Source organism: Streptomyces sp. PA03-5A (genome assembly GCF_033792725.1).
Lineage (GTDB): Bacteria > Actinomycetota > Actinomycetes > Streptomycetales > Streptomycetaceae > Actinacidiphila.
The window spans coordinates 255846-269468 of record NZ_JARAVL010000007.1; the positions used below are offsets into that span (position 1 = coordinate 255846).

Sequence of the window (13623 nt, forward strand, 5' to 3'; positions counted from 1 at the left end):
CATCCCCCTTGTGTGCTCTTGTGGTGATCCCCGCAACCGGAGATCACCAAGCCCGTGCGGGGATGGCGAATCGTCACACCGTCAACTCCCGTGCGTGCGGGGGGTGTCGTGCGACGCATGGGGGCGGATCGCACCGAGGGGGGATCGGTCAGGCGGGCGGGGCGACCAGCGTGCCGGACTGCCCGGCCCGGCGCAGGGCCCGGGCGACGAACCCGTCCGCCTTCAGCTCCTCGACGACCTCGCGGAGGAAGGCGACCGACTCCGGCAGCCGGTCCACCGTCGTGCCGACGGCCTGCCGGATCTGCATGAACGCGCCCTCGACGAGGCGGAGGTCGGGGTGCTGCGCGACGTATCCGGCCATCGGCTGCCCGATCCCGGCCGCGACCTCCAGGCCCTCGGCGCGGAAGACGTCCACGCCTTCGTCGCCGCGGACGACGGTGGCGTGGCGCAGCGTGCGCGACAGGAAGAGGTCGTAGGCGGAACCGCGCTTCACGCCGATCCGGACACCCGCGCGGTCCACCTCGTCCACCGCGCCGACCTGCGAGTCGCGGGGCACGGCGAACACCCCCTCGATCACCACGTACGGCGCGGTGAAGGCGACCTCCGCCTCCCGGGCGGGCTCGACCGCGAGGAAGCAGATGTCGGCCCGGCCCGACGCCATGGCCTCGAACGACTTGCGTGCCGCGTCGAAGCAGACCGGTTCCACCGGCACGTCCAGCCGGGCGCCCACCTCGCGCGCGATGTCGACGGTGACTCCGCCGGGGGACTGCGCGGTGCCGTGCGCCAGCACCGGGTTGCCCAGGTTGATCGACGCCCGCAGGACGCCCGTCGGCGCCAGGTCCCTCACGACGGCGGCAGTCACGGTGCTCATGGTGCGGAGTGTAGGCCCGCCCTCGCCGGCGGTCCGGCACGGCCCCCGCCGACGTCCGCCTCCGCCTCGTTCCGGTTGCGGCCCGGCGCCTTGTCAACAAGGTGACGGGGGCGTTGTCGGTGGCCTCGCCTAGTGTTCCGGTCACTTGATCACGGCGTTGCAGGGAGGCACGCATGGGGTGGGTCACGGCGGGCGACTACGAAGTCGCCCTCCACGAAGGGAAGGTCGTGTGCCGCAACGCGGCCGGCCGCCGGCTGAAGTCGGTGCCGGCCAAGCTGGCGGACGACCCGGCGGTGACGGGACTGCGGCAGCTCGCCGAATGGCTGGAACGGCACGAACGCCGGTGCCTGGCCGACGTCGAGCGCTGGATGGTGCGTTCGCTGCCCGTGCCCCTCGCCGTGATCGGCCGCGTGTGGCCCGACCCGGCGTGGCGGGCGGCCCTGCGCGACCTCGTCGTCACCGGGGAGGACGGTCAGGTCGCCGGCTTCCTGCGGGACGCCGACACCGAGCGTGGACTCGGCCTGGTCGACCTCGACGGCGACACCGTGCGCATCGCCCCGGACATGGTCCGCATCCCGCACCCCGTGCTCCTCGACGACCTGGAGGAGCTGCGGGAGTTCGCCGTCGAGCTGGGCGTGGAGCAGACGGCGCAGCAGCTCTTCCGCGAGGTGTGGCGGCGGCCCGCCGGGCTCGACCCCGAGGGCACGCTCGTCGAGGAGTACGCGGGCGGCACCTTCAAGGAGCTGCGCTTCCTGCACGGCCGCGCCACCTCGCTGGGCTACCGCGTGCGCGGCGGGCACAGCGTCTGCCCCGTTCTGGAGGACGGCCGCGCCGTCGAGGCCCGCATCTGGATCGGCGACTACGACGGCTGGAGCGAGACCGAGACCGGATCCCTGTCCTGGACCGACACCGCCGGGAAGACCCTGACCTTCGCCCAGGTCGGCGCCGTCGCCTGGTCGGAAGGCATGCGCATGGCGGCCGCGCTCTACGCGGGACGCGACATCGAGGACGAGGAGCAGGCGGCATGACCACGTACGACCCCACCACCACGGCCGCGCTGCTCGACGCGGGCGCCGTGCTGCCGCCCGGCACCAGCACCCGCGAGGACGCCGACACGCTCACCGTCCGCACCTACACCCACCCCGTGCTGGACGACCGCCGCGTCGTCCGCCTCGTGCCCGGCACCCTCGGTGAGGCCGAGGACCTGGCCCTTGACTTCCTCGGCCTGACCCGCGAGGACGAGGCCCCCGAGGTCGGCCAGGTCCGTCGGGAGACCCTCGGGTTCCCCGCCTGGGCCCTGGTCAACGACCCGGCCAACGGCCACCACGCGCTCGCCCTGGTCAAGGACGTCGAGCGGCTCGCCCGGATGGCCAAGTCCCGCGCCGGCGCCGCCAAGGACGGCTTCGACGCGCTCGCCGAGCGTCTGGGCCGCGCGGTACCGCACTTCCTGCCCACCTTCCACGAGCAGGCGGCGCGCGTCTTCCTCCAGCACGAGAACACCACGTACGCCGCCGCCTTCTTCGGCAAGGCCCGTGCCGCCGAGGGCGTCCACGGCCTCACCGTCGACGAGGACCGCCAGCGCGCCGTCTTCCTGGAGTTCGCCTTCGCCGGCGCCCTCACCGTCAAGGCCCTCAAGGAGCACGTCAAGGACCTCGCACGGCGGCTGGACCCCGCCGAGGCCTGGCGGCAGTTCCGGCAGCTGACGGTGGAGCGCTGCGCCGCCGGGATGCCCCCGTACGCGTCCCTGCCGCAGGACGCCCGCAGCCTGATCAAGGCAGCGGGCCTCGACCGGGTCACCGAGGAGTGCGCCCTCGTCGCCGACCTCGTCGCCTCGCCCGCCGTCGTCCGTGCCCCCGGTTCCTTCTGGACCGCCTACCGCGCCACCCTGGCCGTCCTCGCCGAGCGCGAACCGGCCGTCCGGGCACGGCTGCTGGAGATCATGCCGGCCGGACTCGGCCGCGACGCCGAGGGCGACGAGTTCTGGCTCGCCCTGCTCGTCGAGACCGGTGCCGACACCCTGCTCACCGGCGAGGCGGGGGAGGCCTCGCGGGCCGTCGACGCGGCCGACTGGCTCAGCCGCTGGGCGAGCCACCGCAAGCACGGCTCCAGCGCCCCCGAACGCTCCGCGGCCACCCTCGACCTCGTCAGCCGCATGGCGCCCCGGCTGCGGGCCGACGGCAGGCCCGTCGACCTCTTCACGGGCCGCTGGCACCACGGCGCCGAACTCGACCTGCTCGACCTGTGCGCCGCCGAGCGTGTGCCGCTGACCGTCCCCGCCGAGGACGTGACCGTGCACCTGCCGCTCCACCGCTGGCTGGAGACCGCCGACCCGGCCCGCCGCGACCTCGTCGCCACCGGTGCCGACCCGCGCTTGCGCCGCCTGCTGCACAAGGCCGTCGGCAGCCTCGGCGAGGACCGCGGACTGGCCGGCGTGCTGGAGGTCCTGGCAGGCCACCCGGTGCTCGGCGACGTCCTGCGCGCATGGCTGGAGGAGGCCGCCGCGCAGTTCACCCGTGCCACGGGCCTGCCCGCCGCCCGCAGCGCCATCAGCCGGATGCGCCCGTTCCGTTCCGTCGCGGCCCGGGTCAACCCGCAGGCAGTGGCCCGGGTCGCCGCGCAGGAGATCGCGCCGCTGCTCGGCCGGACGCTGCGCGAGGGCATCCTCGACGAACTGGGCTGGCCCGCACTCGACGAGGGCCTGCGCCTGCTCGACGCCGCGGTCGCCAAGAACAGGGACCACGCCCTGGCCGTCGCCGAGGCCTGGCCCGCGCTGATCCTCGCCCGCGGGGACAAGGCCGTCGTCGTCGGGCCCGACAAGGTGCTGCTCGACCACGACCTGCGCATCCCCGTCGAACTCGACCGCTGGAACCGCCCCCACTTCCGCTGGGCCGACGGTGAACTCCTCGTCATGTGGCGGCAGGACGACAAGCAGCTCGGCTACTGGTCCGCCCGGCCCGCCGAGGTGTTCACCCTCGGCGGCGAACAGCTCCCGCACTGGTGGCACGGCCACATCGCCGCCCCGTCCATCCCGCTGCCCGGCGGCGGCCGCGCCACCGGCGGCCGCACCCTGCACGCCGGAGACACCGTGCTGCCGGCCGGCCGCCCCGTCCTCGGCGACGGCACCGCGCTCTGGCGCCAGGGCAAGCAGGGCCGCCACGAGGTGTGGATGGAGTACGACCCGGCCTCCGGCACCCACGGGCGTGCCTCGCTGCCCGCCTTCCTCCGCTCCGGCATCCTCGACGGCGCACGGCTCAGCCAGGAGGACTGCGAGGTCCTGCCGCTGCAACCCGGGCTCGAGCGGAGCCCCTTCGGCACCGACGGCACCGTCCTCGGCCGCTGGGTCCGCGTCGAGGGCGAGGGCGGCGGGTCCCGCACCGTCGCGGGCACCCCGGACGGCCGTACCGTCGCCCTCCCCACCCGTAAGCAGGGGTGGGCACGCCGCGTACCGCTCGGCGCACTGCGGCTGCCCGGCGGGGCCGAGCCCGTCGTCGCGCTCACCCACCAGAAGGTGTCGCTGTACGCGGCGGGCGACGTCACCTGCGACGACGAGCTGGGCAGCGTGACGCTCACCGAGCAGGGCGGCGAGTTCGCCGCCGGCACCCGCTACGTACCGCCGCTCGCGTACTGGCACGCCCTGCGCCCCCGCGACGAGGGGGCCTCGGCGGTGCTGCGCGCCCTCACCGACGAGCAGGCGGCCGAAACGCTGCGCGCCGCCGCCCACGCCCTGGCGGAGCATCAGGCCGAGGTGAAGAGGACGAAGAAGTACACCGGTCCGTCCGCGGAGACCGTCGCGCGGGCCGCCGTCGCCGCCGCCCTGCCGGCCCTCGCGGACGAGCGGCTGATCATCGGCGTCACCGCCCTCGTCCGGGGCACGCTGCGCCACGCCGAGTCCGTCGCCTCCTTCGTCGCCCCGCCCACCGACAAGCCGCGGCAGTCGCTCCCGCGCACCCAGGGCATGTTCGCCGACCACAAGCCGCCGCACGGTGACGACGGCACGCTGCGCACCGCCCTGGACGGCATCGCGGGCCGGAGCGGTCACTGGTGGAGCAGCAGCCCTCAGTGGAGTGCCCTGCAGCAGATCCGGGCGGTCAACCACGTCCTGTCCGGCAAGGCGGCAGAGGGCAAGCCGCTGCCCGACCGGGCGGAACTGGGTGACCCGGTCGACGGCTGGCACAGCGACGAACACACCGTCCCCGGCATGGGCCTGGGGTGGCTGCCCGCCCTGTCCGCGCTGCGGCCGCTGGCCTACCGGGCGGCGTCGCCCGCCATCACGCAGGCCGCACGCGAGGCCCTCCTGCTGCTCTTCGACGCGATCACCGAGGGCCCGCTGGCGGTGCCCGGGAGCGGACTCCGCGAGATCGTCCTCGTGGAGAAGCACGGGAAGCAGCGGCGCGCCGGCCAGGTCCTGCGCAAGGACGGGCGCACCGTCGTGATCCTGGGCTGCCAGAGCGTCGACGGCGACCGCGACCGCGTCCACTGGCTCGCTCTCGACCACGATCCCACCGGCGCGTTCGGCACCGTCGCCCACTTCACCCTGGAGGACGAGACGGACCGTACGCCGGTCTTCCCCGCCGAGCGGCTCACCGCCGTCAGCCGCCTCATCCGCGACAAGGGCCCCGCGCCCTGGCGCCCCGACGCCCCTGCCGCGCTCGCGGCGGCGACCCGCGGCGGCCTCGGTCCCGTCCAGGCGACCCTGCTGATCGCCGGGCGGCCGCAGGAGCCGGACGCCGAAGCCCTCGCCCGCATCGACCTGAAAGCACGCCAGAAGGGCCTCGGCGAGGGCCTGCTGAGCTCCCTCTCCGAGGACGACCACGCGGCCGTCCTCGGGGCCCTGCTGCCCGACGACCCCGCCGACCTGTGGGGCAGCGGCCCCGACACCGCCGCCGCCGGCCGCGTGTGGGGGCAGCGCCTCGGCTCCGTCGTCCGCCTGCCGGAGGACGTCGCCGCCGAACTCGCCGGAGTCACCACCGCGTCCGCCGAGGCCGTGCTCAACCCCGCACTGACGCCCTGGCTGAGCCGCACCACCGTGCAACGCCCCGACAAGGACGGCAACCTCGTCCCCGCCGACCCCTCGGCCCTGCCCGGCCGGCACGACATCACCGGTGCCGTCGCCGTGCTCGCCGGGCTCGCCTACGGACTGCCGTGCGGGCATCCGCTGCGCGCCGCCCTCCCCGAGGGCCTGGCGGCGCTGCGGCGGCGGATCGCCGACCCGGGGCTGCTGGTCGACCTCGACATCGCCTGGACGGAGAAGGGCGGCCCCACCGCCGTCCGGATCCGCACGGCGTACGGGCTGCCCGCAGCCGGCGGCGCCGACGCCCACGGCCTGACCCACGCGGGCGACGCGCTCGTGCTCCGGCCCTGGTACGGCGACACCGAGACGGTGCTCGTCCGCCCGGCCGGGCTGACCGGTTCCGAGGACCCCGTCCTCGGCCTCGTCGAGGGCCTCGTCGGCCTCCGGGGCGGCGGCATCCAGGCGCTGCGCGCCGTGCTCGGCGACGACCTCGCCCGCGCCGTCGCGGCGGGCGGTGGGCCCGGCGCACCCGCCGGTCACGCCCAGGACCCCACGGTCTCCGTGCCCGCCCTGGTCGCCGAGGTCGCCGCGGCCCACGGCCTGGACGAGGACGCCGCCGCGCTCTACCTCCAGTTGCTCGCCCTGCCCGACCCCACGGACCGCAACTGCGCCCGCTGGACGGACTGGAAGCCCGCCCGGATGAAGAAGGCCCGCGCCGAGCTGGCCGCGACCGGCCTCGTCGTCGAGGCCAAACGTCCCCGAGCCGGCCGCACCCTCTTCCTGCCCTGCGGCTGGCGCGACCTCAAGGCGCCCGCCCTTCCCGTGGAGACCTGGAAGGAAGGCCTCTACCCGGTCCGCGACCACGCCCGCGTCGTGCCGCTGCTGCCCGTGCCCGAGCTGTTCGCCCGCGCCTGGGAACGCGTCCGCGCCGGCGACGCCCCCGGCTTCGAAGAACTCACCACCCGTGCCACCCGGAAGGGCCGCCGCCGATGACCACCACCGCCCCCGTCCCCGTCGCGCGGCAGATCACCCCGCCCGAGGACCGGTACGCCACCGAACTCGCCTTCCTCGCCGCCCACGACGGCGGACCACGTCCGCCCGCCTGGCGGCTCACCCCGCGTGCCGTCGTCACCTTCGTGATGGGCAGCGACGGCCAGGCCCTGCGCCTGCCCGACGACGCCGAGGTCCCCGAGGGCGTACCGCGCCGCCTCGTCGTCGAGGGGAAGTTCGTCGGCGACCGCGCCCTGGTGGAGCGGTGCGTCGTCACCCTCGCCGGGGAACGCGGCCTGCTCCTCGTCGGCGAGCCCGGCACCGCCAAGTCGATGCTCTCCGAGCTGCTGTCGGCCGCGATCTGCGGCACCAGCGGGCTCGTCGTCCAGGGCACCGCCGGCACCACCGAGGACCAGCTCAAGTACGGCTGGAACTACGCCCTGCTGCTCGCCCAGGGCCCCAGCCGGCAGGCGCTCGTCCCCTCACCCGTGCTCACCGCCATGTCGCGCGGCGCCATCGCCCGCGTCGAGGAGGTCACCCGCTGCCTGCCCGAGGTGCAGGACTCCCTGGTCTCCCTGCTCTCCGAACGCCGCATCGCCGTCCCCGAACTCGCGGGCGGCGACGACGCCCTGGCGCACGCGGCGCCCGGCTTCAACCTGATCGCCACCGCCAACCTCCGCGACAAGGGCGTCTCCGAGATGTCCGCCGCCCTCAAACGGCGCTTCAACTTCGAGACCGTCGGACCCATCGGCGACCTCGACGCCGAGACGGCGCTCGTGCGCAGCCAGTCCCGCGCCGCCGTCGAACGGGCCGGTGCCCCCTACGAGGTCGACGACGCCGTCCTGGAAGCCCTCGTCACCGCCTTCCGCGACCTGCGCGAGGGCCGTTCCGCCGAAGGCTGGGAGGTCGAACGGCCCTCCACGGTCATGAGCACCGCGGAGGCCGTCGCGGTCGCCGGCGCGCTCGGCCTGGCCGCGGCGTACTTCCCCGGTGACCGGGACGTGCTCGGCCTGCTGCCCGGCCACCTCCTCGGCGTCGTGCGCAAGGACGACCCGGCCGACGCCGCCCGGCTGCTCGGCTACTGGGACGGCCCCGTGCGGCGCCGCGCCGAGCAGGGCTCCCCGACCTGGCGCACCCTGTGGGAGCTGCGCGCCGTCCTGGAAGGCTGAGCCCGTGTCCCTCACCCCGGACGAGGCCGTCACGGTCCTCACCGACCCGGCGGCGCCCTACCTCGTCGGCGTACGGCACCACGCCCCGTCGCTGGCGGCCGCGCTGCCCGCCCTGCTCGACGGGGCGAAGCCCGACGTGCTACTCGTCGAACTCCCCGGCGAGATGCAGGAGTGGCTGCCCTGGCTCGCGCACGAGGACACCCGGGCCCCCGTCGCCCTCGCCGCCGCCCCCGGCGACGGGGGCGGCGGTCCCGCCTTCTACCCCTTCGCCGACTTCTCGCCCGAACTCGCCGCCGTCCGCTGGGCGGCGCGGCGCGGCGTTCCCGTCGTCGCCTGCGACCTGCCGCTCGCCGACCGCGCCTGGGACGCCGGACGCACGACGGCCGCGCCGGGCGACTCCGGTCCCGGGCTGCAGGGGGCCCTGCACGCCCGCCTCACCGGCCGCCCCGGCGACGACCTGTGGGACCGCCTCGTCGAGGCCGCCGCCCCGGGCTCACCGCCCGAAGCGCTGCGCCGTGCCGCCCTCCTGACGGGATGGGCGCTGCGCCGGGACGCCGCCGAGGGCGCGGGGGTCCCCGTACTCGACCTGCGCCGCGAGCAGTGGATGCGGGCCCGCATCGCCGAGGCCACCGCGGACGGCCGCCGCGCGGCCGTCGTCGTCGGTGCCTTCCACGCGTCCGCCCTGGTCCCGGCCGACGCGTGGCCGGAGGGCACCGCCCCCGTGGAAGGCCCGGACGTACCGCCGGCACCCGGGGGCGGCACGACCTGGACGACCTCCCTGATCCCCTACGCGTACCCGCTGCTGGACGAACGCTCCGGCTATCCGGCGGGCATCCGCGACCCCGAGTGGCAGCACATGGTGCTGGAGGCGGCCGGCGACCCCGCCGCGCTCGACGAGGCGCTCACCCGCGCCGCCGTCCGCATCTGCGCCGAACTGCGCGCCCAGGGCCACCCGTCGGGCCCGGCCGACGCGCGCGAGATCAGCCGGCTCGCCGGTGACCTCTCCCGGCTGCGCGGGCTGCCCGCGGCCGGCCGCGGGGAGCTCGTGGAGGCGGTGCAGACCGTGCTCGCCCAGGGCGAGCCGTACGGCCGCGGACGGGCCGTGGCGCGCGCCATGGAACGGGTGCTGGTCGGCACCCGCGGCGGACGCCCCGCACCGGACGCGCCCCGCAGCGGCCTGGCCCCCGCCGTCGAGGCGGAACTGGCCGCACTGGGCCTGCCCGCCCCCGGTCCGGACTCCGGTGCCCCGGCCGAGGCGCGGGACCTGCGCCTGGATCCGCTGCGCTCCGAGCTCGACCGCCGCCGCGAACTCCTGCTGCGCAGGCTGTCGGTGTGCGGCGTGCCCTACGCCGAGCCGAAGGACGTCACGGGCGCGGCCGGCACCGAGGGCCTCACCACCCGCTGGGAGGTCCGCTGGACACCCGCCACCGCGGCCATGCTCACCGCGGCCGGGGTCCGTGGCGTCACCGCCGCCCAGGCCGCCGAGGGCGTGCTGCGCGAACGCCGCCGCCAGGAGACGGACGAGGGTGGCCCCACCGCGGCGCAGACCCTCGCCGGACTGGCCCGGGCCGCGGAGTGCGGGCTACCCGGGCTCGCCGGGGAACGTCTCGCCGAGACCGCCGACGTGCTCCCCGCCTCCGGCACCCTCCCCGAACTCCTCGCGGGACTCGCCCTGCTGGACCGCGTCCGGGCCGGCCACATCGCCGGCCTCGGCGCCGACGAGGCCCGCACCGCCCGCGCGACCGCCGTCGCCGAGCTGCTCACCGCGGCGGCGGTCCGTCAGGTCGACGGCCTGACCGGGTCCGAGGACCCCGCCGACGCACACGCGCTGCTCGAACTCGCCCACCGCGCGGACCTCCTGGGCGGCGTCCGGCTCACCGACGCCCTCGCGCGGCTCGCCGCGGACGGCTCCCCGCTGATGCGCGGGGCGGCAGGTGCCGTCCGGGTCCTCCTCGGCCACGAGGCGCCCGAGACCCTCGGCGCCCGCGTCGCCTCCTGGGTCGACGCCGCGGGCGACCCCGACTCCCGCGCCGCCCTCACCGCCCGGCTGACCGGGCTGCTGACGGCGGCCGGCCCGTTGCTCGAGGCGGCCGCCCCCGCCCTGGAACCCCTGCTCGACCGCGTCCGCGACCTGCCCGACCAGGCCTTCCTGCCACGGCTCCCGGCCCTGCGCGGCGGCTTCGACACCCTCAGCCCGGCCGCCCGCGACCGTCTCCTCGCGGCCGTCGAGGAACGCCTGGACGCCGACGACATCGCCGACACCGCGGGCGTCGACCCCGTCGCCCTCGCGACCTGGACCCGCGCCGACCTCGCCGCCCGCGCGACCCTGTCCCGGCTCGGCCTGCTCTCGCACGAGACGCCCGAGGCGGCCCCAACGGCCGACAGCGCTTCGAGCCCCACCGGCCCGGCGGCAACGGTGTTCCCGGCAGGCCCCGCCGCCACGGCGTCGCCGGATGCACCGCACGGTGCCACCACCCCCGACGCGGCCGTTCGCGACGATGGTTTGGTCGCGGGCCCGGATTCGTCCGCCGGCCGTGCTGCAGGCACCACGCCCGTACGGTCCGCCGACGCGGCGTCGCCGGGCACGCAGCAGCCCGCCACCGCCCCCGGCGCACCGGGCGAAGCCCCCGCCGCCGCGGCCCGCACCCTCGCGCCCGCCGACCGGTGGCGCCTCGTGCTGGGCCGGCGAGGCGACCGGCTGCCGCCTTCCGCCGGGGCCCTGGCCACCGCGCTGGACGAGCTGTACGGCAACGGCCGGGGCGAGGGCAGCCGCGGCGACCTCGGCGGGCACGGCGGGGCCGGCAGAGCCGGCGGTGGCCGTGGTGGCCGCGAGGCGCCCTACCCCGGGGTGCGCGAGTGGTCAGAGGAGCTGGCGGCGCTGTTCGGGCCCGGTATCCGCGAGGAGGTGCTGGCGGCCGCCGCCGCGTCCGGCCGCAAGGACGTGGTGGCCGAACTCGACCCCGACAGCGTGCGCCCCTCCGTGGACCTGCTGCGCACCGTCCTGCGGCACGCGGGCGGACTGCCGGAGGCCCGGCTGGCCGCGCTGCGCCCCCTCGTACGGCGCCTGGTCGAGGCCCTCACCCGGCAACTCGCCACACGGCTGCGCCCGGCGCTGCACGGGACCGCGCTCCCGCGCCCCAGCCGGCGCCCCGGGGGCGGCCTCGACCTGGCCCGTACGCTGCGCGCCAACCTGGCCACCGCACGCCGCGGTCCCGACGGCACCGTCCAGGTGATCCCGGAGCGGCCGGTGTTCCGCGCCCGGGCCCAGCGGGCCGCGGACTGGCGGCTGATCCTGGTGACGGACGTGTCGGGGTCCATGGAGGCCTCCACGATCTGGGCCGCGCTCACCGCCTCCGTCCTGGCCGGGGTGCCCACCCTGTCCACGCACTTCCTCGCGTTCTCCACCGAGGTCATCGACCTCACCGACCACGTGGCGGACCCGCTCTCCCTCCTCCTGGAGGTGAGCGTCGGCGGGGGCACCCACATCGCCGCCGGGCTCCGGCACGCCCGCGAACTGGTGACCGTGCCCTCGCGCACCCTCGTCGTGGTCGTCAGCGACTTCGAGGAGGGGTATCCGCTCGGCGGCCTCCTGGCCGAGGTCCGCGCCCTGGTCGGCGCCGGCTGTCACGTCCTGGGCTGCGCCAGCCTGGACGACGCCGGGCGCCCCCGTTACTCCACGGGCGTCGCCGGACAACTCGTCGCCGCGGGCATGCCCGTCGCCGCCCTCAGCCCCCTCGAACTCGCCCGCTGGGTAGGGGAGAAGATCACATGAGCCAGCAACTCCCCCCGGTCGCACCGGCCGTGACCGCGGAACTCGTCGGGGCGCTTCCGCCCCGGCTGCGCAAGCGCCTCGACGCCGGCGTGGCCAAGCTCGCGGCCCGCCCGGTCGTCGTCGACGGCGACGCCGTGCGGATCGCCGTGGACGACGACACCGACCTGGAACTGCACGCCCCCGGGGGCACGGTGACCCGGGCGGAGGACGTGCGCTGCGGCTGCCTGCTCGCTCCCGACTGCCTGCACCGCGCCGCGGCCGCCTCGGCCGCACCCGTCGCCGAGGCAACGGCGCCGACCGCCGAAGGAGCCCCATCCCAGGCCCTCGGGGAGGCGGGGCCCGAGCCCGAGAACGCCACCCCGCAGCAACACGCCGCCGCCGACGCCCTGCGCGCCGCGGGCGCCGCCGTCCTCGACGCGGGCATCGACGGCTCCGGCGCCGTCGTCCAGGCTGAACTGCTGCGGGCCGCGCACTCGGCCCGGCTGAGCGGGCTGCCGCGCGCAGCCGCGGCGGCCGTGTCCGTCGTCACCCGGCTGCGCGCCGCCCGCGCCGCCGACCCCGGGCACCGCCTCGCCGACCTGGTCGCCGCGCTGCGCGAACTCCTCGGCACCGCCCACCGGGTCCCGTACGCCACCGGTCCCGAACTGGCCGCCGTGCGCGGCACCGCGCGACAGCCGTACACCCCGGACGGCTCGCTGCGGCTGTACGGCCTGTTCTCCGAGCCCGTCCTCACCGCGAGCGGCTACGCGGGCGCCGTCACCTGGACGGCGGACGCCGACGGCCGCCTCTACACCGTCTCCGACGTCGCGCCCGGCGGCCCCGGCCGCGCCACGGGCGCCGCCGACCGGGCCGTGCGCATCGGCGACACCGCCCTCAGCCACCGCGAACTGTCCCGCGCGGGCCTCGCCGTGTCCGGAGCGACGGTCTCGCCTACCGGCAGGCTCGGCGCGGGAGCCGCCGTCCGCGCCGTACGGGCCCCCGGCGCCGCCTGGACGGCCGAACCTCTGGACCGCCTGTGGCGGGTGCCCGTCGCCGAACAGGCCGTGCGCGCCCTCACCACCGGAGACGGCCTGCTCTTCCTCGACGTCACCCTCATCGGCACCGTCCGCGAGGCCGGCGGCGCCTGCCTGCTCGCCGAATGCGACGGCCTGACGCTCCGGCTCGCCGCCGCGCTCGACCATCCCGCGCTGCCCCACCGCGACAACCTGCGGCTGCTCGCGGGCGTGCCGGGCACCCCTCTGCGCGTCATCGCCCGGCTCGACCCGGCCCCGCACCCGCGCGCGCTGCTGCTGGCCACCAGTCATCCCGCCGACCCCGAGGCCCGCGTGGACACCGGCCTCGACCGCCTGCAGCGCGCCGACCTCCCCGCGGTCCAACCCCCGGTCCCACTCCCGCTCCCGCCGTCCGCGGCTCCCGACGAGGCCCCCGTCCACCTGCTGCTCCGCCGCGTCCACCAGGCCGCCTCCGGCGGCCGCCGTGTGCTCGCCCTCCCCACGAACTCCGCCTCCGACGCCCGGCGCCTGCGCCGCGCCGCCCTTCCGACCGCCGCGGACCTCCTGCAAGACCTCGACCGCGCAGCGGCCGACCGCGGCCGCGACCCCTTCGGCCGCCTCCTGCCCGCCGACACCGACCGCTTCGCCCTCGCCTGGCTCGCCGCCGCCGTCTACGCAGACGAACTCTCCCGCGCCCTGTGCGCCGCCACCTGGAGCGCGGATCCGTCAGCTGATCCGTCCGCCGCGGCGGTGTCGCCCGCCGGGGCGGCGGGCGGCCCGGTGTAGCGGTTCAGCCGCGGAGGAAGCGGTGTGCCGGC

General features: G+C 76.8%; 6 protein-coding genes. 5 read left to right on the forward strand and 1 reads right to left on the reverse strand.

Annotation, left to right across the window (positions count from 1 at the left end; genetic code table 11):
* Window positions 1-148: 148 nt before the first annotated feature.
* Entirely contained in the window at window positions 149-871 is a 723-nt protein-coding gene (locus PV410_RS11135) for a transporter substrate-binding domain-containing protein (RefSeq protein ID WP_500323914.1), read from the reverse strand.
* Between the two features lie 173 nt (window positions 872-1044).
* Here PV410_RS11135 and PV410_RS11140 point away from each other — a divergent pair, with 173 nt between their 5' ends.
* Genes PV410_RS11140 through PV410_RS11160 form a run of 5 tightly spaced genes read left to right on the forward strand, consistent with a single transcriptional unit; the run spans window position 1045 to window position 13591 of the window.
* Entirely contained in the window at window positions 1045-1899 is an 855-nt protein-coding gene (locus tag PV410_RS11140; RefSeq protein WP_500323915.1) for a DUF4132 domain-containing protein, read from the forward strand.
* A complete protein-coding gene (locus PV410_RS11145; protein ID WP_500323916.1) occupies window positions 1896-6875 on the forward strand; it encodes a hypothetical protein in 4980 nt (1659 codons plus the stop codon). Before PV410_RS11140 ends, PV410_RS11145 begins: the two co-directional genes overlap by 4 nt.
* On the forward strand, window positions 6872-8041 hold the full coding sequence (locus PV410_RS11150; RefSeq protein WP_500323917.1) for an ATP-binding protein: 1170 nt from the start codon (window positions 6872-6874) through the stop codon (window positions 8039-8041). Before PV410_RS11145 ends, PV410_RS11150 begins: the two co-directional genes overlap by 4 nt.
* Before the next feature lie 4 nt (window positions 8042-8045).
* A complete protein-coding gene (locus PV410_RS11155; protein WP_500323918.1) occupies window positions 8046-11813 on the forward strand; it encodes a vWA domain-containing protein in 3768 nt (1255 codons plus the stop codon).
* Window positions 11810-13591: a hypothetical protein gene (locus PV410_RS11160; protein ID WP_500323919.1), complete on the forward strand. Its 1782-nt coding sequence runs from the start codon at window positions 11810-11812 to the stop codon at window positions 13589-13591. Before PV410_RS11155 ends, PV410_RS11160 begins: the two co-directional genes overlap by 4 nt.
* Window positions 13592-13623 lie beyond the last annotated feature (32 nt).

Bases quoted from the DNA above. Each gene is read 5' to 3' on its own strand.
- PV410_RS11135 (WP_500323914.1), bottom strand. From the start codon at position 871: ATGAGCACCGTGACTGCCGCCGTCGTGAGGGACCTGGCGCCGACGGGC.
- PV410_RS11140 (WP_500323915.1), top strand. From the start codon at position 1,045: ATGGGGTGGGTCACGGCGGGCGACTACGAAGTCGCCCTCCACGAAGGG.
- PV410_RS11145 (WP_500323916.1), top strand. From the start codon at position 1,896: ATGACCACGTACGACCCCACCACCACGGCCGCGCTGCTCGACGCGGGC.
- PV410_RS11150 (WP_500323917.1), top strand. From the start codon at position 6,872: ATGACCACCACCGCCCCCGTCCCCGTCGCGCGGCAGATCACCCCGCCC.
- PV410_RS11160 (WP_500323919.1), top strand. From the start codon at position 11,810: ATGAGCCAGCAACTCCCCCCGGTCGCACCGGCCGTGACCGCGGAACTC.